15 protein-coding genes are annotated in these 25,342 nt (G+C 63.8%); 11 read left to right on the top strand and 4 right to left on the bottom strand.

The window, feature by feature from the left end:
* Positions 1-79: 79 nt before the first annotated feature.
* The 5 genes from EBBID32_RS15525 to EBBID32_RS15505 all read left to right on the top strand — a co-directional run bounded on the left by EBBID32_RS15525 (position 80) and on the right by EBBID32_RS15505 (position 8,953).
* Complete coding sequence (locus EBBID32_RS15525; protein WP_006960158.1) at positions 80-994, top strand: SDR family oxidoreductase; 915 nt, start codon at positions 80-82, stop codon at positions 992-994.
* On the top strand, positions 991-3,162 hold the full coding sequence (locus tag EBBID32_RS15520) for a PQQ-dependent dehydrogenase, methanol/ethanol family (RefSeq protein WP_006960156.1): 2,172 nt from the start codon (positions 991-993) through the stop codon (positions 3,160-3,162). Before EBBID32_RS15525 ends, EBBID32_RS15520 begins: the two co-directional genes overlap by 4 nt.
* A gap of 8 nt (positions 3,163-3,170) precedes the next feature.
* A complete protein-coding gene (locus tag EBBID32_RS15515; RefSeq protein ID WP_006960154.1) occupies positions 3,171-4,793 on the top strand; it encodes a GMC family oxidoreductase in 1,623 nt (540 codons plus the stop codon).
* 86 nt (positions 4,794-4,879) lie between these two features.
* Complete coding sequence (locus tag EBBID32_RS15510; RefSeq protein ID WP_006960153.1) at positions 4,880-6,340, top strand: carotenoid oxygenase family protein; 1,461 nt, start codon at positions 4,880-4,882, stop codon at positions 6,338-6,340.
* A 219-nt stretch (positions 6,341-6,559) separates the two neighbouring features.
* Positions 6,560-8,953, top strand: coding sequence for a TonB-dependent receptor (locus EBBID32_RS15505; protein WP_006960151.1), 2,394 nt, complete (start codon positions 6,560-6,562; stop codon positions 8,951-8,953).
* Positions 8,954-9,028: 75 nt separating this feature from the next.
* Here the strand turns inward: EBBID32_RS15505 and EBBID32_RS15500 are convergent, their stop codons facing one another.
* Positions 9,029-11,833 carry a TonB-dependent receptor gene (locus tag EBBID32_RS15500; RefSeq protein ID WP_006960149.1) on the bottom strand — a complete coding sequence of 935 codons (2,805 nt, stop codon included), beginning with the start codon at positions 11,831-11,833 and terminating at the stop codon, positions 9,029-9,031.
* Between the two features lie 300 nt (positions 11,834-12,133).
* Between EBBID32_RS15500 and EBBID32_RS15495 the strand changes: the two genes are divergently transcribed.
* Positions 12,134-13,474 carry an MFS transporter gene (locus EBBID32_RS15495; protein ID WP_006960147.1) on the top strand — a complete coding sequence of 447 codons (1,341 nt, stop codon included), beginning with the start codon at positions 12,134-12,136 and terminating at the stop codon, positions 13,472-13,474.
* On the top strand, positions 13,471-15,300 hold the full coding sequence (locus tag EBBID32_RS15490; protein ID WP_006960146.1) for a hypothetical protein: 1,830 nt from the start codon (positions 13,471-13,473) through the stop codon (positions 15,298-15,300). Before EBBID32_RS15495 ends, EBBID32_RS15490 begins: the two co-directional genes overlap by 4 nt.
* A gap of 118 nt (positions 15,301-15,418) precedes the next feature.
* Here the strand turns inward: EBBID32_RS15490 and EBBID32_RS15485 are convergent, their stop codons facing one another.
* From EBBID32_RS15485 to kdgD, 3 genes are read right to left on the bottom strand one after another with little or no spacing between them, the layout of a single operon-like run.
* Entirely contained in the window at positions 15,419-16,969 is a 1,551-nt protein-coding gene (locus EBBID32_RS15485; protein ID WP_156022586.1) for a carboxylesterase/lipase family protein, read from the bottom strand.
* The gene (locus EBBID32_RS15480; RefSeq protein ID WP_006960141.1) at positions 16,966-17,856 is read right to left on the bottom strand and encodes a LysR family transcriptional regulator; all 891 of its coding nucleotides are present in this window, start codon (positions 17,854-17,856) and stop codon (positions 16,966-16,968) included. The genes EBBID32_RS15485 and EBBID32_RS15480 overlap by 4 nt, the downstream gene beginning before the upstream one ends.
* A gap of 28 nt (positions 17,857-17,884) precedes the next feature.
* A complete protein-coding gene (gene kdgD / locus EBBID32_RS15475; RefSeq protein WP_006960139.1) occupies positions 17,885-18,823 on the bottom strand; it encodes a 5-dehydro-4-deoxyglucarate dehydratase in 939 nt (312 codons plus the stop codon).
* Between the two features lie 317 nt (positions 18,824-19,140).
* Between kdgD and EBBID32_RS15470 the strand changes: the two genes are divergently transcribed.
* From EBBID32_RS15470 to EBBID32_RS15455, 4 genes are read left to right on the top strand one after another with little or no spacing between them, the layout of a single operon-like run.
* Positions 19,141-19,500, top strand: a complete 360-nt coding sequence (locus EBBID32_RS15470) for a hypothetical protein (RefSeq protein ID WP_006960135.1) — start codon at positions 19,141-19,143, stop codon at positions 19,498-19,500.
* A 58-nt stretch (positions 19,501-19,558) separates the two neighbouring features.
* Entirely contained in the window at positions 19,559-20,827 is a 1,269-nt protein-coding gene (locus tag EBBID32_RS15465; RefSeq protein WP_006960133.1) for a TolC family protein, read from the top strand.
* Positions 20,827-22,071, top strand: a complete 1,245-nt coding sequence (locus EBBID32_RS15460; RefSeq protein WP_006960131.1) for an efflux RND transporter periplasmic adaptor subunit — start codon at positions 20,827-20,829, stop codon at positions 22,069-22,071. Before EBBID32_RS15465 ends, EBBID32_RS15460 begins: the two co-directional genes overlap by 1 nt.
* A complete protein-coding gene (locus tag EBBID32_RS15455) occupies positions 22,061-25,234 on the top strand; it encodes an efflux RND transporter permease subunit (protein WP_006960130.1) in 3,174 nt (1,057 codons plus the stop codon). Before EBBID32_RS15460 ends, EBBID32_RS15455 begins: the two co-directional genes overlap by 11 nt.
* Positions 25,235-25,342 lie beyond the last annotated feature (108 nt).

The raw sequence follows: 25,342 nt of genomic DNA, 5'->3' as shown, positions 1-25,342 counted from the left end.
TTTTCACTCTCTTGACGCAACAATAACATTCGTTACTATTATGCGCAACTGGCGATAAGAATGATAGGCGAGAGGGTGCATGGGAAAGATCATCATTTCAGGGGCTTCCGGCGCATTTGGTCGCGCCGCCGCAGCCCTGCTGCTGGACAAGGTCGCGCCGCAGGACGTGATCCTGCTATCGCGCACTCCTGCTAAGTTAGCCGACTTTGCCGCCAAGGGCGCCGACGTCCGCTTCGCCGATTTCGATGATCCCGCGACCCTTCCCGCCGCCATGGAAGGGGGCGAACGGATGCTGCTGATCAGCACCGCCCGCGTCGGCACCCGCGTCGGCCAGCATCGCAATGCGGTGGAGGCGGCGGTCGGCCAAGGGGTGCGCCACATCGTCTATACCTCGATCATTGCCGCCGACGAACCGGGCAATCCCGCCATCGTCAAACATGATCATCGCGCGACCGAGGAAATCATCGAGGCGTCGGGCGCGGCCTGGACCCATTTGCGCGACAGCCAATATGCCGAAGCGGTCGCCGCCGCGATGGTCATCCCCGCGCTGATCGCCGGGACCAAGCCCGACAATTGCGCCGACGGCCCGGTCGCCTTCGTCAGCCGTGACGATTGCGTCGCCACCGCCGTGGGTGTGCTGACCCAGCCGGGTCACGAAAATAAGGCTTATACGCTGACCGGCCCGGACCTCATCACCATTCCGCAGGCGATGGCGATGGCCAGCGACATTGCGGGCAAGCCGATCGTCGTCGAACCGGTCGATGACGAGGCGATGTTTGCCTATTTCGATTCGCTCGGCATCCCCCGCCATGCGTCCGACATCGCGCCCGATGGCCCCATTCCCTGGTCCAGCGATGACATGGTCACTTTCGGCCAGTCGATCCGCGAAGGCTATTTTGCCCAGGCGACCGATTGCGTCGAACGGATCACGGGTCAGAAGCCCAAATCGCTGCACGATGTGATGCTGGCGCACAAGGGGAGTTGGCCGCTGTGAGAGGCGCGATTCTGGCTTTGCTCGCGCTGGCGGGTTGCGCGGCGGGTGACAAAGGCGGGGCAGGCGACGACTGGCCCTTCACCGGCGGTGATGTCGGCGGCAGCCATTTTTCGCGGCTGACCGATATCGACGCGGGCAATATCGCGCGGCTGGGTCTCGCCTGGTCGCATGATCTGGGGACCAGTCGCGTACAGGAAGCCACGCCGGTGATGGTCGATGGCGTGATGTACACCAGCGGCAATCTCGGCCGGGTCTATGCGCTGGACGCCGCGACCGGTGCGTCGCTCTGGACCTTCGAGCCGGAAGTGGACATGCAGGCCAACCGCTCGGCCTGTTGCGACCAGGCCAATCGCGGCGTGGCCGTGGCCGACGGCAAGGTGATGGTCGGCGCGCTCGACGGGATGCTCTATGCGCTGGATGCCAAGAGCGGCGCGATCCTGTGGAAGGTCGATACGGTCACGGATCACACACGCGGCTACACCAGCACGGGCGCGCCCGAAGTGGCGGGCGATCTGGTCATCATCGGCAATGCCGGCGCGGAATATGACACGCGTGGCTATGTCACCGCCTATCGCATCGCCGATGGCAAACAGGCGTGGCGCTTCTTCACGGTGCCGCATGATCCTGCAGCGGGGCCACAGGAAAACCCGGCGCTCGATGCCGCGCTCAAAAGCTGGGACAAGGACAGCCGCTGGGACATTGGCGGCGGCGGCACGGTGTGGGATGCGATCAACTATGATCCCGCCTTCGACACTGTCTATATCGGTGTCGGTAATGGCGGACCCTATGCGATAAAGACGCGCTCGCCCAAGGGCGGGACCAATCTCTATCTCTCCTCCATCGTCGCGCTCGATCGCAAGACCGGTGCAGTCAAATGGCATTATCAGGAAACGCCCGGCGACAGCTGGGATTTTACCGCGACCCAGCCTATGGTGCTGGCCGATGTCGAGGTGGACGGAAAGATCCGCCCCGCCATCCTCCATTCGCCCAAGAACGGCTATCTGTTCGTGATCGACCGCGAAACCGGCAAGCCGCTGCGGATCAATCCGCTCGTTCGCACCAACTGGACCAAGGGGTTCGACAAGGACGGCGTTGCGCAGATGGCGCCCGAAAATGTCGATTACTGGAACGGGCCGCGCATCGTCTATCCAGCCTCGGCGGGCGCGCGCAACTGGTATCCCGCCGCCTATGATCCGACGCGCAAACTCTATTTTGCGCATGTACTGGACATGGGCAACCTCATGTTCGGCCCGCCGCCCGGCACGCCTGAACAAGCCCGCCGTGCCAGGGCGCTCAATGTCCAGACGACCCTGATCTTCACGCCGATGTTGCAACAGGTGCTGCCGACGCTGCCCGCTGCGATCCGCGATCAGGTGGAAAAGCTGCCCGAAATGCAATGGGTGAAGGACAAGCCCTATAGTTCCGAGCTGCGCGCGATCGACCCGCTGACCGGCAAGGCGAAATGGGCCGTGCCGACACAGGGGTGGCAGGACCGGATGGGAACTCTGGCCACCGCTTCGGGACTGGTGTTTCACGGCACGATCGGCGGCAAGCTGATCGTGCGGGACGCCGACACCGGCAAGTTGCTGAAAGAGATCGACACCGGCAGCTCGATCATGGCCGCGCCGATGACCTATCGGGTCAAGGGCGTGCAATATGTCGCGGTCGCGACCGGCTTTGGCGGTGGCGGCTGGAGCTATGTGCCAGACTATGCTGCGGCCTATCGCTATGGCAATGCCAACCGCCTGCTGGTGTTCAAGCTGGATGGCGGGCCGGTCAAAAAGCCCGATCCGCTGCCGCCGCTGGAGGTCGCCTCCGCACCGCCCGCGCAAAAGCCGGGCGTCACCCCCGCGATGATCGCGCAGGGGCAGGGGCTATTCTTCCAGAATTGCGCCATCTGCCACAGCAACCAGTTGCGATCGACCGCACCCGACCTGCGGCGGATGCAGCCTGCGACCCATGAGATGTTCGGCGCGATCGTGCGTGATGGCCTGCTGTTGCCGGGCGGTATGCCGCGCTGGGACGATCTGCTGTCGGTGCAGGATGTCGATGCTATCCACGCCTGGCTGATCGCCGAACAAGGCGCATTGCGGACGCGTGAGACGAAGCTCAAGGCGGCGGGCAAACCGCTCGATGCGCCCAGCATCGCCGTCATGTCCAACTATTAGGATCATCCATGGAAATGACCGACATCATCGTCGTGGGCGGCGGATCGGCCGGGGCTGCGATGACCGGGCGGCTGGCCGAGGCCGGGCTGGCCGTCACCCTGATCGAAGCGGGCAGGACCGACCGGCATATGCGTTCGCGCGTGCCTGCACTGACCAGCGCGATCGTGCAGAACCCGGATTTTGACTGGTGCTATCAGGTCGAACCCGACCCGTCGCTGGGCGGGCGGGCCGATATCTGGCCCGCGGGCAAGCTGCTGGGCGGGGGATCTGCGCTCAACGGCATGATGTTCATTCGCGGCCATCGCTGGGATTATGACCAGTGGGCGGCGATGGGCGCGGACGGTTGGGATTATGCGTCGGTGCTGCCCTATTTCCGGCGGATGGAAGATAATGAGCGTGGGGCTGATGCCTGGCGCGGGACTGGCGGGCCGATCGCCGTGTCGGAAGGACGGGCGCGCTACCCGATCACCGATCAGTGGGTCGCGGCCGCGCAGCAGGCAGGTATCGCGCGTTCGACCGACCTGAATGGCGAAACGGCCGAGGGCGTCGATTATGTGCAGGTGTCGCAACGCAAGGGCACCCGCTGTTCGGCGGCGCGCGGCTATCTGCACGAAAGGCGCGGGGGCAAGGCACCGACGATCCTGCTGGAAGCGCAATTGCTGCGGCTGCTGATCGAGGACAAGCGCGCCGTCGGGATCGTCTATCGTCAGGACGGCGTCGAAAAGACATTGCGCGCGCGCCATGGTGTGGTGCTGTCAGCAGGGGCGATGAATACGCCACGCCTGTTGATGCTGTCGGGTATCGGCCCGGCCGATCATCTGGCGGATATGGGCATAGAGGTTGTGCGCGACCTGCCGGGCGTCGGCCGCAATTTACAGGATCATGTCGGCACCCATGTCGTCAACGAAGTCGACGGCGCGACGCTGAACAGCGATGCGCAGGGGTTGCGCGGGGCTTGGCAGGTGCTGCGCTATGCTCTGGCGAAACGCGGCGCGCTGACCACCGCGATCGGTCATGCGCAGGCGTTTGTCAAAAGCCGGGCCGGTCTGCCCGCGCCGAATCTTCAGATCAGCTTTGCCGCCTTCGCCTTCGACTTTGACGAGCGTGGCCGGTTGATGCTGCGGAAAAATCCGTCCGTTTCCACGCTGGTCGGGTTGATGCGGCCCAGCCATCGCGGGCGGATCACGCTGCGGTCGGCCGATCCGCTCGCGCCGCCGGTGATCGCGCACCGGCAACTCGACAGTGAGCTGGACATAGAGCAGATCGTCGAAGGCATCGGCATCGCCCGCGATATCCTCCGCCAGTCATCCATCGCCGCCCATGTGAAAACCGAGCTGCGGCCTGGCGCGGCGTTTACCGATGCGGCGCAATTGCGCGACTATGTGAAGATGGCGTCGATCCCGCTCTATCATCCGGTCGGCACCGCACGGATCGGGCATCGCGACGATCCCGCCGCAGTGGTCGATGCCGACCTGCGCGTCATCGGCGTGGACGGGCTGTGGGTGGCCGATGCGTCGGTGATGCCATCGCTGCCCGCCGGCAATACCAATGCGACCGCGATCATGATCGGCGACAAGGGCGCGGATCATGTCCTCAAGAGCCTGCGCCGCAACACGCAGCAGGCGGCATAAAGGTTGCCCCGGCATACATTCTGTGCTTGCAATAATAGTAACGAATGTTAGTATAAGGCTCAGGAGAGAATAAGGAACCAAGGGCGATGCCAAGCTATCCCCAGACCATCCATTTCGTCGGGTTGAACACACCGGTGGGCATTGAATGGTCCGCGCGCAATCTGGACGTGATCGGCACAATCCCTGCCGAGATTGACGGCGCTTTCTTCCGCGCCGTGCCCGACCCTGCCCATCCGCCGATGTTCGACGATGATATCGTGCTGTCGGGCGACGGCATGGTCGCGAAATTCGCGATCCATGACGGCAAGGTCGATTATGCGATCCGCTATGTCGAAACCGAGCGCTACCAGCTGGAAAAGGATGCGCGGCGCGCCCTGTTCGGCCAATATCGCAACCCTTTCACCGACGACGCCAGCGTCGCCGGGCGGGACCGCACCGTCGCCAATACCACACCGGTCTGGCACGGCGGGCGGCTGTTCATGACCAAGGAAGATGGGCTGGGCTATCAGGTCGATCCCAACACGCTGGAGACGCTGGGGCGCTGGGACTATTATGGCGCGCTCCGGTCGCAAACCTTTACCGCCCATCCGCGCATCGATCCGGAAACGGGCGAGATGTTCTTCTTCGGCTATGAGGCCGACGGATTATGTTCGACCAAGATTTCCTATGCGATCGCGGATCGCGACGGCAAATTGATCTCCGAACAATGGTTCGACCAGCCCTATTGCTCGACCATCCATGATTTCGCGATCACCCAAAATTACGCGATTTTTCCGATCTTCCCGACCACAGCCGATCTCGACCGGCTGAAAGCTGGCGGGGCGCACTGGGCGCACCAGCAGGATCTGGAAAGCTGGGTCGGCATCATGCCGCGCTATGGCAAGGTGGAGGAGATGCGCTGGTTCAAGGGGCGCAAGGGCGTGTCCGCTTTCCATTTGCTCAACGCTTATGAAGAGGATGGCTTCGTCCATCTGGACCTTTGCCTGTCGGACACCAATGCGTTCGGCTTCATGCGGGAAGCTGGCGGCATCCACCGCGACCAGCGTGACATTCAGGGCGGACTGACGCGCTGGACCTTCGACCTGTCGAAGGAGGGTGAGACGTTCGAGGAGCGTGTGGTCGGGCCACCCGGCGACATGCCGCGCTTGCGCGATTCAGATCAGGGGCGGCCCTATCGGGCAGCCTGGTATCTGTCGATGAACCCGCAGGGCGGCCCGCCGCTGCCGGGCGGCCCGGTCGGCGTCGCGTTCAATGCCTTGCTTCGGATCGAGCCGGGCAATGGTCGCATCGACATGATGGGGCTGGAGCCGGGCATGGCAATCAGCGAACCGGCCCATGTGCCATCCGTGCAGGAAGGGCATGATGGCTGGCTGCTGATGGTCGTCGACAGGCAGGCTGGCGAGGCGGACTTCAAGTCGGAACTCTGGGTTGTCGAGGCAGGCGCGATCGCTGCCGGGCCGATCGCTCGTGTACCGATGCCATTGCCGATGCGGGCGCAGGTCCATGGTGCCTGGGTGTCGGCCAGGCAGCTTGCGGACGCTGCTTGACAAATAGTAACGATCGTTATCTAATGTTGGAGAGGGTCGGGGCCGTAACGGTCCCATCCCCCTCCAAAAAATACTGGCAATGCAGAACAGCCTGACGAGCAGGATCAGAGGATGGCAGCAAAGGCAGGCGCATAAACGTCGCCGGACCGGTATCGCCCTTGGGGCGGTCCAGTGTCGTCCTCCCCGCGCCCTCCGGGCTGACAATAGGGAGGAAAAAATATGACACATATCTGGAAAACCGCATTTAGCAGCAGCACCGCCGGCCTGGCACTGGTGGCGGCGATGATCGCGACGCCCGCCCTGGCACAGGACGCAACCGCGCCTGCGCAGGCCGCCGATCAGTCCGGCCAGCCCGCCGACATCATCGTCACCGCCCAGTTCCGCGCGCAGAATTTGCAGGACACGCCCATCGCGATCACCGCTGTGTCGAGCGAAACGCTAGCCGCGCGCAGCCAGACCAGCGTCACCGATCTTGGCCAGTTCGCCCCAAATGTGGCGTTGGCCCCGGCGACCAGCCTTCAGGGCAATTCGGTCGCGGCCTTCATCCGTGGCGTGGGCCAGCTCGATTCCAGCTTTGCGCTGGAGCCGGGCGTGGGCATCTATATCGACGATATCTATTATGGCACCACCTATGGCGCGGTGATGGACCTGACCGATCTGGAGCGGGTCGAGGTGCTGCGCGGGCCGCAGGGAACGCTGGCGGGCAAGAACAGCGTCGGCGGCGCGGTCAAGCTGTTCAGCAAGAAGCCGGATGCGACGGCGGGCGGCTTTATCGAGGCGACCTATGGCAGCTATGACAAGCTGGAACTGCGCGGCAGCGCCAATATTCCGCTGACCGAAAGCCTGTTCCTGCGCGTGTCGGGCGTGTCGAAAAATGTCGATGGCTATATGAAACTGCTCGACTATGGCTGCGTCAATCCCGCATCGGGCATTGCGCCCACCGGCACCAATGAAAAGGGATGCCAGATAGGCACCGAAGGCGGCATCGACGTCATGGCCCTGCGCGCCGCACTGCGTTACGCGCCTGCTGGATCTCCGCTGGAAATCAACATCGTCGCCGACGTGTCCAAGGATAATAGCGAAGCGGTCGCGACCAAATTGCTCTACGCCAACAACCCTGGGGTGCGCAGTTATGTGCCGGGGGATCCGACCGCCGGTATCCCGTTTGACAGCCGCTTCATCACCGCGTCCAAAAGCTACACCTCCTATGCCACTTATGCCGCGGGCGGCAATTTTACGACGGTGTTCGGCATCCCGACCCAGGTTGCCCCCGGCGGCTTTTCGGCCAACCCGACCAGTTCTGTGAAGAGCTGGGGCATTGCCGGAACGATCGATTATGACCTGTCCGACATGCTCAAGCTTAAGTCGATCACTGGCTATCGCAAGGCGGACGGCACCAGCGCGATCGACGCCGACGGTGCGCCGCTCACCATCCTGTTGCAACAGTTCAACTATGGCCATGAACAATTCACGCAGGAATTGCGCCTGAGCGCCAATTTCAACGATGTGGTCGACCTGACCGTTGGCGGCTTCTATTACAAGGCGACCGATCTGCTGACCGGCCGCAGCGCCATCCCCACGCTGTTGTTCGACTTCCTGGTCGACGACGTCGTCAAAAATCGCAGCGCATCGGCCTTCGCCCATGCTGAATTCCATGTCAGTGATGCGTTCAACGTGATTGCGGGCCTGCGCTACACCGACGACAAGAAGACCTATGATTATTCACGTCGGAATGTTGACGGCACCCTGCCTAGCGGCGCTTTCTTCACCCCCAATTTCCTCCTCGCGGGGCTGGACGGCCTGTCGGGCACGTTCAAGGGCAGCCGCCTCGATTACCGTCTGGGCGTCAATTATCGCTGGAGCGACCAGTTGATGACCTATGCACAGGTGTCCACCGGCTTCAAGGGCGGCGGCATCAATCCGCGCCCGTCTGCGCCCGATCAGGTGCAGACATTCGGCCCGGAAAAGCTGACCACCTATGAAGCCGGATTCAAGGCCGATCTGATGGACCGGATGGTGCGCCTGAACGGCGCTGTGTTCCTGAATGATTACAAGGATATGCAGCTCGTCCGCTATCAGTGCCCGGAAAGCGTGGTATTCTCTTGCTCGGTGCCGTCCAACGCGGGCGACGCCCGCGTGTTCGGCTGGGAACTGGAAGCCTCGCTCCATCCCACCGACGGCCTGTCGATCGACGCATCGGCCGGTTATCTGGACTTTGACTATAGGAAGATCACCAACCCCGCGACGCTGGTGACCAAGGACATGATCGCGCCCTTCATCAGCAAATGGCAGCTGTCGGCGGGTATCCAGTATGAAGCGGATCTGGGTGGGTCTGGCACGCTGACCCCGCGGATCGACTGGTCCTGGCGTTCCAACTATTTTTACAACGCCATCAACAACCCGTTCAACCAGAACAACGCGCCCCATCTGGTCAATGCGCGCCTGACCTATCAGGGACCGGACAAGGACTGGTCGCTCAGCCTTGGCGTCACCAACCTGCTCGACAGCTATTATTATGCGGGCAAGGCGGAAAATGTCGGCAGCTTTGGCGTCGTGACCGGTGTGGTCGGACGGCCGCGCGAATGGTCGCTCACCGCGAAGAAGAGCTTCTGACGCGCCACTAAAAAATGGCCAGTTGCCGTGCAGGGCAACTGGCCATCAGGGCGCTCCGCTTTCAGGAAGGGCGGGTTAGAAGGCGTAGCGCATACCGAAGTTGAACTGGCGACCGCTGTGGGTCAACACGTTCAGACGATTGGTTTCATCCACAAACTGGTCGTTCTTGGTGTCGGTCAGGTTGATCGCCTCGATGCTCAGCTTCATCTTTTCCGTGATGTTGTAGCTGGCTTGCGCATCGACGTTGATGGTGCGGTTGGTGCCATTATAGGCGTTGCCCTCCGTCCCCGGCACGGCGGTCAGATATTTCGACCGATAGGCCACAGACCCGCGGATCTGGAACTTCTTGGTTTCATAATAGAGGGTCGCGTTGGCGGCGTGCCGGGACAGGCCGACCAGTGGCGCGGTCACCGACGTGCTGCCATTGGCGGCGGTCAGATACTCAATGTCGGACTTCACGAACGTATAGTTGGCCAGCACGCCGAAATTGGACAGGATACCTGGCAGGAAGCTGAAGGGCTGCTGGATATTGACTTCAAACCCTTTCAGGATGCCGCCCGAAGAATTGACCGGCTGGCTGACGATGAACACGTCGGTGGGCGATGCGGTGGTGCCGTCGAGCAGCGAATTGGGCAGGCCCAGGCTGGCATAGGGCACACCCACGCTCAGCGTCTGGACAAAGGTGCCGATATCCTTGCGGAAGGCGGCCAGCGCATAGATCGCCCCTTGCGTCGGATACCATTCGATCGACACGTCGAGATTCTTCGATGAGGTCGGCTTGAGATCGGGGTTGCCGGACGAGAAGCTGCGATTGCCACCCGACACGTTGAGGTTGCCACCGGGCGTCAGCGACGAGATGCCCGCGCGCGCCAGCGTCTTGGCAGCCGCGAAGCGGACCTGCAGGTCGTCGGTGATATTGCCGACCAGGTTGATCGAGGGCAGCCAGCGCTTGTAGGTGCGATCCGCGCTTACCAGATTGGTTGCCGTGCCCCGGCTGGCATAGCCGGTCGAAAACTGGTCGGTCTTGACATAGCGTATGCCCAGGTCGCCGCGGATCGGCAGGCCCGCATCGGCCAGGTTGAACTGGGTCATGCCCCAGATGCCGAGATCTTCTTCCTTCACGGTGACATAGGAACCGCGCGCGGTCGCATTCTCGACCCCGCCAGTGGCATAGATCGGATTGCCGTAAATATTGCCCTGACTGATGAAGGCAGCCAGATTGGGGATGATCCATGCGGTCGGCGTGCCGGTGGGGATGTTCAGCCCCTTGCCGAACCCGTCGAACAGGGTGGTCATGCTCGCCAGTTCGGCAGCGGTCAGCGGCGCGACCACCGTTTCGCCCGACAGGCGGCGACGCTCGGTCGAATCATATTCAAACTTCCGCCAGTCGGCACCGGCTTTCAGGGTCACCATGTCATTGGCTTCCCATTCGACGAAGCCCTTGGCCGTGGTGAAGGCATTGTCGACTGTCTGCGGCCGGATGCGCACTTCCGACGTGCCGTTGACAAAGCTCCAGGTCGCTGGATTGGCGACATCCACGCCCGGCGCGATGGTCGGGAAACGGCTGGTGAAATCATATTGGAAATTGCCGGTATTGACTGCGTCGATCGTCACCGTGGTCTGGATCGGGTTTTTGAACTCCGACTTCGCGTGGCCGCCCATGATGTTGATCTTCACCCGGTCGCCCAGCTGCTGGTCGATCGTTCCGTTGACCTGATAAAATTCGGTCTTGAGCACGTCGTAGCGGGCTTGCGAGCGCATATCGACATTGTCGAACGTGCCGGTGATGATGTTGTTGTCGCCATCGACCGTACCGTCGCGGATGACTGTCTGTGGCTTGCCACTGCCCGACCGGCTGAAGCTGATCGCCTGGAGCTGGGCTTCCTTGCGGGTGCCATCCAGCCGCGAAAAAAGGCTGTCGATTGAAATGGTGGTGCGGTCGGTCGGCTTGAACTGGACAGATGCCGCCGCGCCCAGACGCTTCTGCGCGATGTCGTAGCTGACAAGGCCGGGAATACGCGGATGGAACAGGGCGGTGCCGGGATTGGCGTCGTTGATCTGCGCGATTGTCTTGCCGGGCAGGGTCGATGTCGGGGCAAACCCGCCGTTGAACCCGCCATAGGTCCAGCGGGTGATGTTCGCGCCTTCCTCGACGATCTTGCGCTCTTCATAGGCGACCGACAGCAGCACGCCGAAGCGGCCATCGTCGGTCTGGGTCGCGACCAGTCCCGACAGGCGCGGGGTCGTCTTGCCGCTCAGGTCGTTGTAGCTGGCGGCCGCCGACAGGACGGCGGTAGGCTTCTTGTAATCAAGCGGACGTGCGGTTTGCAGGTCCACGACGCCGCCCAGCGAGCCTTCTTCCACATCGGCCGTCGCGGTCTTGCGCACCGACAGGTTGCTGAACAGGTCGGACGAGAAAATGTTGAAGTCGAAGCCACGACCACGATTGACGCCGCCCGAATTGTCGGTGCCGCCGGTCGTGCCGATCGCTTCCATGCCGTTGATGCGCACGCGGGTATATTCCGGGCCAAGGCCGCGCACCGTGACGTTGCGGCCTTCGCCGTTCACGCGGCTGATGGCGACGCCGGGAATACGCTGGAGCGATTCGGCCAGATTCAGGTCAGGGAATTCGGCAATATCTTCCGCCTTGATCGCGTCGACCGATGCGGTCTCGTTGCGCTTGATGTTCAGCGCGCTGTTCAGGCTGGCGCGAAATCCGGTGACGACGATGTCGGCGGCGGCAGGTTCCTCCTGCGGCAGAGCGGTGGCTGGCGATGCAGTCCCCGCATCGCTCTGTGCCAGGGCCATCGGCGCCAGGGCAATCGTTGCGATGGCGCTGGACAGGCTCAGGATCGCTTTGGTTCGACGGGTGGCGTTCATGGCCCTATCACTCCCCTAATGTTTGCGGCTTGCGCTTATGATGTCCGGCATTGATTACCGGATCGGCCCTACTTCGATAGCGCTGGAACGGGCCAAGATGCCAACCTCAATGCCGCATGGATCAATGCACGGCTTGCACTGATCGGCGGCAGCGTTGCGGAGTGGCTGCGGCATCAAGCCAAGATGGGACTGGATCATGGCGGATTTCGGCTTGGACCGGCCCGGCCTGTCCCGCTAGCGTCGGTCCTTGCCATTTCGACCGTTCCGACAGATGGACGGCACCGTTGAGGAGAGCCATTCGTGATCCGTCCTGTCACCGCGAACGCCACCGCCGTCGATCGTCCCAGCCATGTGCGCTATCGCATCATTGCGCTGATCTTCCTGATCACGTCGATCAACTATGCCGACCGCGCAACCTTCTCGATCGCGGGCAATGCGGCGTCGGGCGAACTGGGCATTTCCCCGGTGCAGACCGGCTTCATCCTCTCTGCCTTCGCCTGGGCCTATGTATTGGGGCAGATACCGGGCGGCGCGCTGCTCGACCGCTTCGGCACCAAGCGCATTTATGCAGGCGCCATCGCGCTCTGGTCCATCTTTACCGCGATGCAGGGCACGGTCGGGCTGATCGCGGGCCTGCCCGTGGTGGCGACGCTGTTTGCGATGCGTTTCATGGTCGGCTTTGCTGAATCTCCGTCCTTCCCCGGCAATGCCCGTCTGGTCGCGGCGTGGTTTCCTGGCGCGGAGCGTGGCACGGCGTCCGCCATTTTCAACAGCGCGCAATATTTCTCGCTCGTCGCCTTCGCCCCGCTGATGGGCTGGCTGGTCCACAGCTTTGGCTGGCGCGCGGTATTCTGGGTCATGGGCGCGCTGGGGCTGGCGGCGACCGCCCTGTTCCTGCGCTATATCCACAGTCCGGACCGGCATCCGTCGATCAACGCCGCCGAACTGGCGCATATCGAGGCGGGCGGCGGTCTTATCCATATGGAAGATGGCGCCGCGCAGGCGGCGCGCGCGCCGACCTTCACCTGGACCAACATCCGGCAATTGCTGGCCAACCGCATGATGCTGGGCATTTATCTGGGCCAATATTGCATCAATGTGCTGACCTATTTCTTCGTCACCTGGTTTCCCATCTATCTGGTCAAGGAACGCGGCCTCAACATCATGGAGGCGGGCTTTGCCGCCGCCGTGCCGGCGCTGTGCGGCTTTGCCGGGGGTCTTGCGGGTGGCTATGGTTCCGACCTCATCCTGCGCCGCACCGGCTCGCTCGATCTGGCGCGCAAGACGCCGCTGGTTGCCGGGATGCTGCTTGCCACCCTGATCATCGCCTGCGTCTGGGCGGAATCCGAAGCATGGGTCATTACCTTCATGGCGCTGGCCTTCTTCGGCAAGGGCGTGGCCTCGCTCGGCTGGGCGATCATGGCCGATGTCGCGCCCAAGCAGCTGGCCGGGCTGTCGGGCGGCGTGTTCAACATGTTCGGCAATATCGCCGGGATCGTCACGCCAATCGTGGTGGGCTTCATCGTCGCGGCGACCGGGTCGTTCGATTGGGCGCTCATCTTCGTGGGCGCACATTGCCTGCTCACCATTTTCGCTTTCCTGGTCATCGTCGGCCCGATCCGCAGGCTGGAGCTGGCATGATGCGCATAGGTCGTCGCGCTTTCGTAACCGGCGCTGCCGCACTCGCCTTGCCAGCCCAGGCCCGAACACGCGCACCACTTGTCGCCAGCACGCCGATGCCGCCGCCGCGCTGGGCCGTGCTGCAACGCCAGTTGCTCGCCGCCAATGAAGCGGCCTGCGTCGACTTCTATAAACAATATGTCGACCGGCGCGACCGGCTGCGCGTGTTCGAGCGCTGGGGCGCGAACGACGGTCCCGATGATGCTGCCGAAGCGACCAATGACTGGTTCCTGCTCCACGCGCTGGGCGGGGGAGAGCGCATCCGCGACCTTGCCGCCCGTTTCTGGGAAGGCCATCTGCGCCAGTTTGCTGCCGCCCGCACCATCGACGTGCCGATCGCGCGGCGGGGCATGTATCACCGCGAATTTCCCGTCCAGATGGACTGGCAGCATAATGCGGAGGGGCTGACCAGCTTCAACGTCATGGGCCTGTCCATGCCCCGCGACACGGCGCTGCGCGCCCGCACCGCCCGCTATGCCGATTTCTACACCGGCCGGGACAGGTCTGCCCCCAATTATGACCCGAAACTGCGGATGATGCGCAGCCTGATGAACGGCAGCCGCGGCCCGATGCTGCGCCCCGCGACCCCGCTCGACTGGGCGGGCGATCCTTTCGACCCGACGCCCTTCCACATGGAACATGGCGAAACCAATTATCAGGAAACGCTCGATCATTATGCCGAATATGGCGATGTAGTCGGCGACAATCCCCTGAACCTGCAATCGACGACGCTGGGCCTCAACGCCTATGCGCTTGGGGGAGGGGAGCGGTTCCGCCGCTGGGCGCTCGACTATCTCGACGCCTGGGTGGAGCGCGCCGCGCGCAACGGCGATGTCTTGCCCAGCCATGTCCGCCCCGACGGCACGGTCGGCAAGGATTGGTGGGCGGGCGTCTATGGCTGGGGCTTTTCCCCCCGCGTACCGCAGACCGGGGTGCGGGAGGATCGCAACCGCGTTCCCCGCTCGATAACCGCCTTCATGGGCGCGCTGCTGATGAGCGGCGACCAACGCTATATCGACCTGTGGCGGCGACAGAATGCGCGGATCAACGCCGCCGCGCGGATCATCGACGGCGTGTCCCACGCGCCGACCATGTATGGCGCGGACGGCTGGTATGGCTGGAAGCCCGGTCCCTACCGCACCAACGGCTTTGAAATCTGGTATATGTCGCAGCGCGCCGAAGATCGCGCAACCGCTGGCGATCATCCCTGGATCGGCTTTCTGGAGGGGCGCGATCCCACTTATGCCGAACGTGCGATCGAAGCGGACCTCAAGCGCGTGGCCGACCGCGTAGCCCTGCGCGAAGGCGACACGACCACGCCGCAGACCCGTCTGGCTGACTGGCCGATCGGCATTAACCCCGCCAGCGTCACGAGCCTTGTCCAGTTGATGACGGGCGGCCTGCACATTGCCCGTCCGCCCTGGTCCAAAACGTCGCCGCCGCAAGGGGGCGTGCCGCTCCATTGCCGCCTGCGCTATTTCGATCCCGCCGCCCGCCGCGCCGGGGTGCCGCCGCAGGTCGCGGCGCTGGTTCACAGCCTGTCGGACAATGCGACGGAGGTCACGCTGGTCAATCTCGACCCCCAAACCGCGCGCAATATCATCGTGCAGGGGGGTGCCTATGGCGAACATCGCATCGACAGCCTGACGATCGACGGGCGTACCGTCGCTGCGGGTGGGCGCGACGTGACGGTGCGGCTGGAAGCGGGCTGCGGCGTGCGCCTGCGTCTGGCGATGACGCGCTATGCGCTGCGCCCGACGCTCAGCTTCCCGTGGGACCGGGTATAGAGCGAAGTACGTGCCTTGATCCGTTCGTTTCGAGCGAAGTCGAGAAACGTCATGCGCAGGTTTCTCGACTTCGCTCGAAACGAATGGATGTTGGAGATTCAACTGGAAGTCATGGGGTCTAACCGCCCGGCTTGATATAGGGCGCGACCGCGAACAACAGCCTCTCCTCCCGGCGCGGATCATGTTCGATCCGCACGTCCCGGTCGAAGATCATCGTAGGGCGCTGCGTCAGCTCAAAATGCGGCCAGCGCGGCAACGCCCCGCCATTGGGATCGCCCGTCCGTGCCAGCGCGATGAAGGCGTCGGCCATCATTCCCGCCAGCCGCCGCGCTTCGGTGCTCACCCCCGTCCGCGCACCCGGTGCATCGACATTGTCGAACACCAGCGGAATGTCGAGCGTATGGAACGCGCCCAATATCCCGCCCGCGTCGGGGCAGGGGAAATCCAGCTGATACATCCAGGTCGGCGCGCCGATCCGCGCGCGCTCCTCCGCCTGGATCAAATGCCCCGGCCAGGATCGCCCGGCGGTGGAAGCGGCCAGCAATATCTGCCCCGGCGTCCGGTCAGGATAAAGCTGGCGATAGCGCGCAATCACATGGTCGGGGGCCAGATCCTTGACCATCTGCCGCGCCAGCCGGTCGGGCAGATTGTCCCATGTCGTATCGCCCGCGCGCAGCGTCTTTTCGATCCACAGCGCGGTTTCGTCATGGGTATTGCCGATGATCAGCGGGATATGCGCCGCCTCGCGCGGGGCGTCCGGCACGAAGGGATGCCGCGTCAGCACATGATGATCCAGCGTGGAGGTGAAGCTGATCTCGCCCTTGCCCTCCAGCGGATCGGTCATCGCCATCGCCTCGACCAGTTGGCCAATCGGCAGACGCGCCAGCGTCGCCACGTCCGCCGCGCCTGCCCTGGTCATCCACGCCTGCGCCCGCGCGGTCGCATGGTTCGGCCCGGCGGCGGTGACATGCTGCCCGCTCATCGTCGCAGCGGCGTGGAACAGGGGGCGGGCCTCCGCCATTGCCATCAGCGTGACGACCTTCGCCCCGCCGCCCGACTGGCCAAAAATCATCACCCGTGCCGGATCGCCGCCGAACCCTGCAATATTGTCGCGCACCCATTGCAGCGCCAGGATGATGTCCAGATTGCCGGCATTGCCCGATTCCGCCGGGCCGCCCAATTGCGCCAGATAGGCATAGCCCAGCGCCGCCAGCCGATGGTTGAGCGTCACCACCACCACATCGCCGCGCCGCACCAGATTGCCGCCATCATAGAGCGGATCGCTGCCCGACCCATGGGCGTGCGCGCCGCCGTGCAGATAGACCATGACCGGCCGCCGCCCCTTGTCCAGCGCGGGCGTCCAGACGTTGAGGAACAGGCAATCTTCCGAGGTCTGCTCCTCTGGCCTGGTCTGCGGTGCGGCAGGGCCGTAGCGGGTGGCGTCGGCAATGCCTTGCCATGGCGCAGGCGGCAAAGCCCGCTGGAAGCGGCGCGGGGCGGCATCGGCACCATAGCGGATGCCGCGAAACGCCAGCACATTCCGCTCGATCGTCCCGCGCACCCGCCCGTGCCGCGTCGTCGCAACCGGACTGGAGGGCGCCCGCGCAGCCACGACCAGCGGTGCTGCGGCCAGACTGCCGATCAGCGCGCGCCGGTTGATCTCGCTCATCCGGTCGCTTCGGTGCATAGCTGCCGCATCGCGGGCAGCGCCGGATTGGCATTGTCCCGCCGCCAGGCCATGTGCAGCTCGACCGGCTTGTCGATCGGCGTCATCAGGCGGCGGAACTGCACGTCCATCATGTGCAGCCCGGTCGCGCTTTCCGGCACGATTGCCGCCGCAACCCCGGCATGGACCAGCCCCAGCATCGAATGAATCTGCGTCACATGCTGGACATAGAGGGGCGCGACCTGCGCCTCGTCGAACAGGCGCACCAGCATATTGTGAAAATAGCTCGCCCCCTGACGCGAATACATGATCAGCGGCTGGCCATCGAAATCGGCCGGTTCCAGCGCCGCTTTCGACTGGCGCGGATCGCCCGGCGGCAGGGCGACGAACAAGGGTTCGTGCAGCACGCAACTCGTCTCAAACTCATGCCGGTCGACCGGCGGGCGGACGAAGCCGATGTCGATCAGCCCGGTGAGCAGGGCATCGACCTGTTCGCTCGACACCATCTCGCGCAATTCCAGCTCGATATTGGGCAGCGCCGCGCGCGCCTGCGCCACGATGCGCGGCACGACATTATAGCCTGATACGGCGGTAAAGCCGAGCGCCACCCGTCCCGCATCTCCCTTCGCTACGCGCCGCGCGGATAGGGCCGCGCTGTCGGACAGGCGCACGATCCGCCGCGCCTCGATCAGGAATACGCTGCCCGCCGGGGTCAGGCTGACCTGACGGCTGGTGCGTTCCAGCAATTGTACGTCCAATATCCGTTCGAGCAGCTGGATCTGTCGGCTGAGCGGCGATTGCGTCATGTTGAGGCGCTGCGCCGCGCGGCCGAAGTGGAGTTCTTCGGCGGCGGCGACGAAGCAGCGGAGCTGGCTGAGTTCAAACATCATCACCAAATAGCCCGGCCCTGCGCGCAAGTCACGCAGCGGCGGACAATGATCCTGGCGATACCGCTTCGATCAGCACGCGCAGTTCGGCCTCCTCAGCCGCCGACAGATCGGTCAGCGGCGACCGCACCGGCCCGGCATCCCGGCCGATGACCCGCATCCCGGCCTTGACGATCGATACGGCATAGCCCTGTCCCTTGTTGCGCAGGGCAATGTAGGGGAGCACGAACCGGCGCAGCCCGTCCATGACATGGGCCTGATCACCCGCGCGCACCGCCTTGTAAAAGGCCAGCGCCCATTCCGGCATGAAGTTGAAGATCGCCGACGAATAAGTGGTGACGCCCATGGTGAGGTATGGCGTGGCGAAGGTTTCCGCCGTTGGCAGCCCGCCAATATAGGTCAGCCGGTCGCCCATCCGCGCATAGATGCGCGTCATCAGTTCGATGTCGCCCACGCCATCCTTGAATCCAACCAGATTGGCGTTGCGCTCGCACAGGCGGGCGAGGGTTTCGTCGTTGATGACGGCATTGTCGCGATTATAGACGATGACGCCCAGACCGGTGGAGCGGCACACTGCCTCGATATGATCGGCCAGCCCTTCCTGCTTGGCGTGCATCAGATAGGGGGGCAGCAGCAGCAGGCCGTCCGCGCCAGCCTTCTCCGCGTCGCGTGCAATGCCGGTGGCGATCGCCGTGCCATAGCCGCAGCCGGAGATGACCGGCGTCTTGCCGCCGCCTTCCGCTACGGCTGCCGCGACCACCGTGGTAACCTCGGCCGGGGTGAGCGAGAAAAATTCGCCGGTGCCGCCCGCTGCAAACAGGCCGGTCAGTTCATGACCCAGCATCCATGCGCAATGCTCGCGATAGGGACCTTCCAAAAATGCGCCATCGGCATCGAAGTGGGTGACCGGAAAGGACAACAGCCCTTCGCCCAGATGCCGGGCCATATCGGTGGGGCTGTAGTGGCTCATAAGCGCTGCTCTCCTCTCCACGGCGGGACATTCCACGCCTGTGCCTGAAAGGGGAAATAGGCGCGTTGGGGGTCATGCGTCCAAACCAAAGACGCGCATGATCGATGCAAAAGCTGGCATGATCGTCCAATGCTATGGCGGGGGGGCGGTTTGTGCGGGTGCAGCAGAATATGCTGATTCCGTGTCAGGAAAAGGAACATGGGATCGCGGTTTGCGATGAACTGATGCTTGTGCCGTTACGCCTGCTTGGATAGGCTGTGCCAATGCCCGCTTTGCGCCCCTCCCCAAATTCTCGCCTGGGTGCATTATTGTGCATTGTGCTGCTGGCGCTGTTTGCGGGCATGAGCCTGTCGCGGATGATCGATCAGGTCCAGCACGCGCCCGGTATGACACAAGGCCACGGGCATCTGCTGTTCAGCGCTCTATCGGTTGAGGAAGCGCATGACGCCGACCATGATGTGCGCGGTGAAGAACGGGATGGTCAGCCCGATCGCCTGCCTGGCAGCCATCACCATCATGGCGACAGTGGGTCAGGCGTCATCCTGCTCGGACAGGCCGGGATTGCCGTGCCACCGTCGCGCTCTGCGCCGCCCGTCATAGTGATTGATCGGGTGGAGCCGGACTCCGTCTCGCAGGGGCCAGAACGCCCACCCAGGCTGATCGCACTTCGCGTCTGAACCTGCCGCCGCCATGCGGCGCGGGTTGGTCCACGTCGCATAGCGAAAGCCTGTTTTCATGTTTCCATCTGTTCGTCCGCGCGGCTTGCCGCGCCTGACCCTCGCGTTGCTGGTCAGCGCCCTATTCCCGACCCTGCCTTTATCGGCGCAACTGCTGTCACTCACCGACGCCCTGTCGCGTATCGCGCAGGCCGATCCCGGCGTCGCTGTCACCGCCGCCCAGCGTGACGCGGCGACCGCCGCCATGCGTCAGGCGGAGGTCCGGCCGCAGGATGTCGTCACCGTCGATGTCGAGGATATTGCCCGCAGCGGCCCTTATACTCTGGTCGCCAGTTCACAGACTACCGCCTGGTATGAGCGGACATGGGAGCGCGGCGGCAAGCGGGAGGCGCGGGTCGGCGCGGCCCGGCTGAACCGCGACGTGACCGAACAACGCGGCCGTCTGCGCCAGCTCGACATATTGGCGCAGGCGCAGGCTGCCTGGGTCGAAGCGCTGGCCGCCGAGGCCGCAATCCCCGTGGCGCTGGAGCGGCTGACGCTGGCCCAAAGGCTGGAACGCGAAGTCGCGCGCCGGGTCGGGCGCGCGCTCGATCCCTTGTTTGCGCTGGAACGCGCCCGCACTGCCGTCGCGCAGGCTCGCATTGCCCATGAACAGGCGATCGAAGCCGCCCGGATCGCGCGCCTGTCATTGGCCGCTTGGTGGGGAGCGGACAGTGACGTGCAGATCGACACCAGCAGCTTTTCCCGCCTCGCTCCCGACCCGGCAGCCGACGCGCAGCCCATCGATGTCGCCCTGCTCGACGCGGAACGTGACGCGGCAGCGGCGCGGGCGCGGCTGGCGGAGGCGAACAGCGCCACCGACCCCACGCTGCGCGCTGGCCTGCGCCATTATGGTCAGGGCAATGATGTCAGCATCGTGGTCGGCGGTTCCATCCCGCTTGGCGGTCGTCGCGCCCAGCGCGGCAATATAGAGCAGGCCGAAGCAGAACGCCGCGTTGCCGAAGCGGAAATCGCGGTACTGCGGGTGCAGGTCAAACGCGACATGGACCGGCTGCTGGCGCAGCGCGCGGCGATCGTGCGCGAAATCAACCGGATCGACAGCGCAGTGCTGCCCAGTGCCGAACGCGCGGTCATGCTGGTGCGCGAGGGCTATAATCGCGGCGGCACCGCCTTCACCTTCCTGGAAGTGACGCAGGCGCAGGAAGCCATGATCGACGCCTATGATCGCCGCATCACCCTGCTCAAATCCTATCATCTCGACGGCGCACGGCTCGACCGGCTGACTGGCCGCCACGCCCCCCTTCTTGCCAGCGCGGAGAATCGCTGATGTCCCCTTTCCTGAAAATGGCAGCCCTGCTGCTCGTCCCCACCATGTTCGCCGGTTGCAGCGAAACCCCGCCAGCCGAGGATCAAGGCGACCATGGCGCTAAAGAGGCCGAGGAAGCGCGCGGTCCCCATCGCGGGCGGATGCTGCGTGACGGCAATTTCGCGGTCGAAGTCACCATCTTTGAAGATGGGGTAGACCCCGAATTCCACATCTACGCCTATCGCGATGACAAGCCGGTCAGGCCGCAAGATGTTCAGCTTAGTGTCGAGCTTGTCCGCCTGGGCGGCAAGATCGATCGCTTCGCCTTCACCCCGCAGGAGGATTATCTGCGTGGTGGCGGTGTCGTCACAGAACCGCACAGTTTCGATGTGAAGGTCAAAGCGGTCGAAGGGGGCCGCACCCACACATGGAGCTACGCCTCCTATGAAGGCCGCACCACCATCGCTGCTGACGCCGCACGGGCGGGCGGCGTGCGATCCGAACGGGCCGGGCCAACCTCCATCGCAGAACTGATCGACATGTCGGGCCGCATCGAAATCACGCCGGAAGGCAAGGCGGATGTCCGCGCCCGCCTGCCCGGCCAGATCATGTCGATGACCGGCGAACTGGGGCAGACGGTGCGGCGGGGCCAGACCCTGCTGCGGGTCGAATCCAGCCATTCGCTCCAGACCTACATAATCACCGCGCCGATCAGCGGCACCATCGTTGAAAAAAATGCCAATGTCGGTGACATGACCGGCGACCGGGCACTGTTCGTGATCGCCGATCCAAGCAAATTGCACGCCGAATTTTTCGTCTATCCCCGCGACGCGGAGCGGGTGAAGGTGGGGCAACCTGTTTCCCTGCGCAGCCTGTCGGATGAAGCGCGTTTGACCGGTACGGTCGAGGCGATCCTGCCGACCGCCGACCTCGCCAGCCAGACCCTGCTGGCACACGTCCATCTGCCTGAATCGGCAGCCGGGCAATTCCGCCCCGGCATGGGCGTGGAAGGTGTGTTTTCGGTTGCCGAAACCCAGGCACCGCTGGCGGTGCGGAGCAAGGCGATCCAGCGTTTCCGCGACTTCGATGTCGTCTATGCCAAGGTCGGCAACAGCTATGAAGTGCGGATGCTCGAACTGGGGCGCAAGACGCCAGAATGGACCGAAGTGCTGGGCGGACTGGAGCCGGGCACCGAATATGTGACCGACGGCGCGTTCCTGATCCGGGCGGACATCGACAAGTCGGGAGCCAGCCATGACCATTGAGGCCATTGTCGACACCCGCCCCGCCTTGCTCGAACGCATCATCGCTGCTGCCATCCGCCTGCGCTGGGCGGTGCTGGCCATTGTCCTGCTGCTCTGCGCCATCGGCATCTGGAGCTTCCAGCGCCTGCCGATCGACGCAACGCCCGACATCACCAATGTCCAGGTGCAGATCAACAGCGAAGCGGAGGGCTTCTCGCCGCTGGAGGCGGAACAGCGCGTCACCTTCCCGGTCGAAACCGCGATCGCGGGCCTGCCGGGGCTGGAATATACCCGCTCCATCTCTCGCTATGGCCTGTCGCAGGTTACCGCGGTCTTTGCCGACGGCACCGACATTTATTTCGCGCGCCAGCTGATCAACGAACGGTTGCAGACCGCACGATCGCAACTGCCGCCTGGCGTCGAACCGGAAATGGGGCCGATCGCCACCGGCCTTGGCGAAATCTTCATGTACACGCTGGAGGCCAAACCCGGCGCGCGCAAGGCGGACGGTACGCTCTATACTGCGGAAGACCTGCGCACATTGCAGGACTGGGTGATCCGGCCGCAGCTGCGCAACACGCCCGGCGTGACCGAAGTGAACAGCATCGGCGGCTTTGAACGGCAATATCATGTCACCCCGCTGCCCGACCGGATGGCCGCCTATGGCCTGGCGCTCGACGATGTGATGGAGGCGCTGGGCCGCAACAACGCCAATGTCGGCGCTGGATATGTCGAACGCTATGGCGAACAATATCTGGTCCGGGTGCCGGGGCAGGCGAGGGACGTCGATGATCTGAAATCCATCATTGTCACCAATCGCGGCGGCGTGTCGATCCGCATCAATGATGTGGCCGATGTCGGCATGGGGCAGGAATTGCGCACCGGGGCCGCGACCGAGAACGGGCAGGAAGTGGTGCTGGGCACCGTCGTCATGCTGGCGGGCGAGAACAGCCGTATCGTCGCCCGCGCGGCGGCCGAGCGGCTGGAGCAGGCGGCCAAGGCATTACCCGCAGGCGTCGAAGCCGTTGCCATTTACGATCGCACCGATCTGGTCGAACGGGCGATCTGGACGGTCGAGAAAAATCTGCTCGAAGGCGCGTTGCTCGTCATCGTCGTGCTGTTCCTGCTGCTTGGCAATGTCCGCGCCGCACTCATCACCGCCGCCGTCATCCCCGTCGCCATGCTGATGACCATCACCGGCATGGTGCAGGCGGGCGTATCGGGCAATCTCATGAGTCTGGGCGCGCTCGATTTCGGCCTGATCGTCGATGGCGCGGTCATCATCGTGGAAAACTGCCTGCGCCGCTATGGCGAGGCACAGCATAGGCTGGGGCGTCTGCTGGATCGCGACGAACGGTTCGCGCTGGCGGCGTCGGCCACGTCGGAGGTGATCCGACCGTCGCTGTTCGGCGTCCTGATCATCGCTCTGGTCTATGTCCCCATCTTCGCGCTGACCGGGGTAGAGGGCAAGATGTTCCACCCCATGGCCATCACCGTCGTCATGGCGCTGACCGCCGCGCTCATCCTCTCACTCACTTTCGTCCCCGCCGCGATTGCCCTGTTCGTTACCGGCAAGGTCGAGGAAAAGGAAAGCCGCCTCATGCTATGGGCGCGGCAGGTCTATGAACCGGCGCTGGAACGGGCGCTGCAATTGCGCAAAGCGATTGTCGCACTCGCTGTCGGTTTAGTGCTGGTCGCAGGTTTCGCTGCCAGTCGGATGGGATCGGAATTCGTCCCCAATCTGGACGAGGGCGACATCGCCATGCACGCCCTGCGTATCCCCGGCACCAGCCTGACCCAGGCGATCGGGATGCAAAAATCGGTCGAGGCGCGGCTCAAGCGCTTCCCCGAAGTCGAGCGTGTCGTCGCCAAGATCGGCACGGCGGAAGTCGCGACCGACCCGATGCCACCCTCGGTCGCCGATACTTTCATCATGCTCAAGGACCGCAAGGACTGGCCCGACCCGCGCAAGCCCCGCACCCAGCTGGTCGCCGAAATGCAGGAAGCGGTCGAACAGATACCGGGCAATAATTACGAGTTCACTCAACCGATCCAGATGCGTTTCAACGAACTGCTGTCGGGCGTCCGCGCTGATGTCGCGATCAAGATATTCGGTGACGATCTCGACGAATTGCTCCGCATCGGTCAGTCGATCGAGGAGGTCGTGGGTCGTATCGACGGCGCGGCCGATGTCGGCATCGAGCAGGTAACCGGCCTGCCGGTGCTGCAAATCACCCCCGATCGCGCAGCGCTGGCGCGGCTGGGTCTCAACGTTGGTGATGTGCAGAATGTCGTCGCCATCTCGATCGGCGGCAAGGAAGCGGGCGAGATGTCCGAGGGCGACCGCCGCTTCCCGGTGATCGTCCGTCTGCCCGAAGATATCCGCCGCAAGGTGGACGAGATCGGTCGCCTGCGCATCCCGCTGCCGGGGAATGAGGATGAAGTACGCGGATTTGTGCCGGTCCAGGATGTCGCCAAGGTGGAGGTCATCATCGGTCCCAACCAGATCAGCCGCGAAGACGGCAAGCGCCGCGTCGTCGTGACCGCCAACGTCCGGGGCCGTGACCTTGGCAGTTTCGTGCAGGAATTGCGCGAAAGGGTCGAAAGGGACGTGGAGCCACCAGCGGGTTACTGGATCAGCTATGGCGGGACGTTCGAGCAGCTGATCTCGGCCGCAGAACGACTGCAACTGGTGGTCCCGGCCGCACTGTTGCTGATCTTCGGCCTGCTCTACGGCCTGTTCCGATCGGCCAAGGATGCGGCGATCGTCTTTTCCGGCGTGCCGCTGGCGCTGACCGGCGGGGTCGCGGCGCTGCTGCTGCGGGGCTTGCCGCTGTCCATTTCAGCGGGGATCGGCTTCATCGCCCTGTCCGGCGTCGCGGTGCTGAACGGGGTGGTGATGCTCAGCTTCATCCGCACCTTGCTGGCAGAGGGGCGGCCGCTGGAGGACGCGATCCGCGAGGGCGCGCTCACCCGGCTGCGGCCAGTGCTGATGACTGCGCTGGTGGCGAGCCTGGGCTTCGTGCCGATGGCGTTCAATGTCGGGGCTGGTGCGGAGGTACAGCGTCCATTGGCAACAGTGGTGATCGGTGGAATCGTCTCATCGACATTGCTGACATTGCTGGTGCTGCCGGCCCTCTATCGGCTGATGCATGGGGGACGTCGGGAGAGGCAAAAGGCATGAAACCCGGTGTTTTCGGGCCTTCGCGGACAATTTGGACGAAAAATTGCCATTACCGTGAAAAACCCTGTTGACCGAATCTGCGTGTCTACCTAGAGGGCTGTTCACCGG

It is taken from the genome of Sphingobium indicum BiD32 (genome assembly GCF_000382885.1).
In the GTDB taxonomy this organism is placed as follows: domain Bacteria; phylum Pseudomonadota; class Alphaproteobacteria; order Sphingomonadales; family Sphingomonadaceae; genus Sphingobium; species Sphingobium japonicum_C.
The sequence above is the reverse complement of the archived record's forward strand: the minus strand, read 5'-3'. Positions and strand labels throughout refer to the sequence as shown.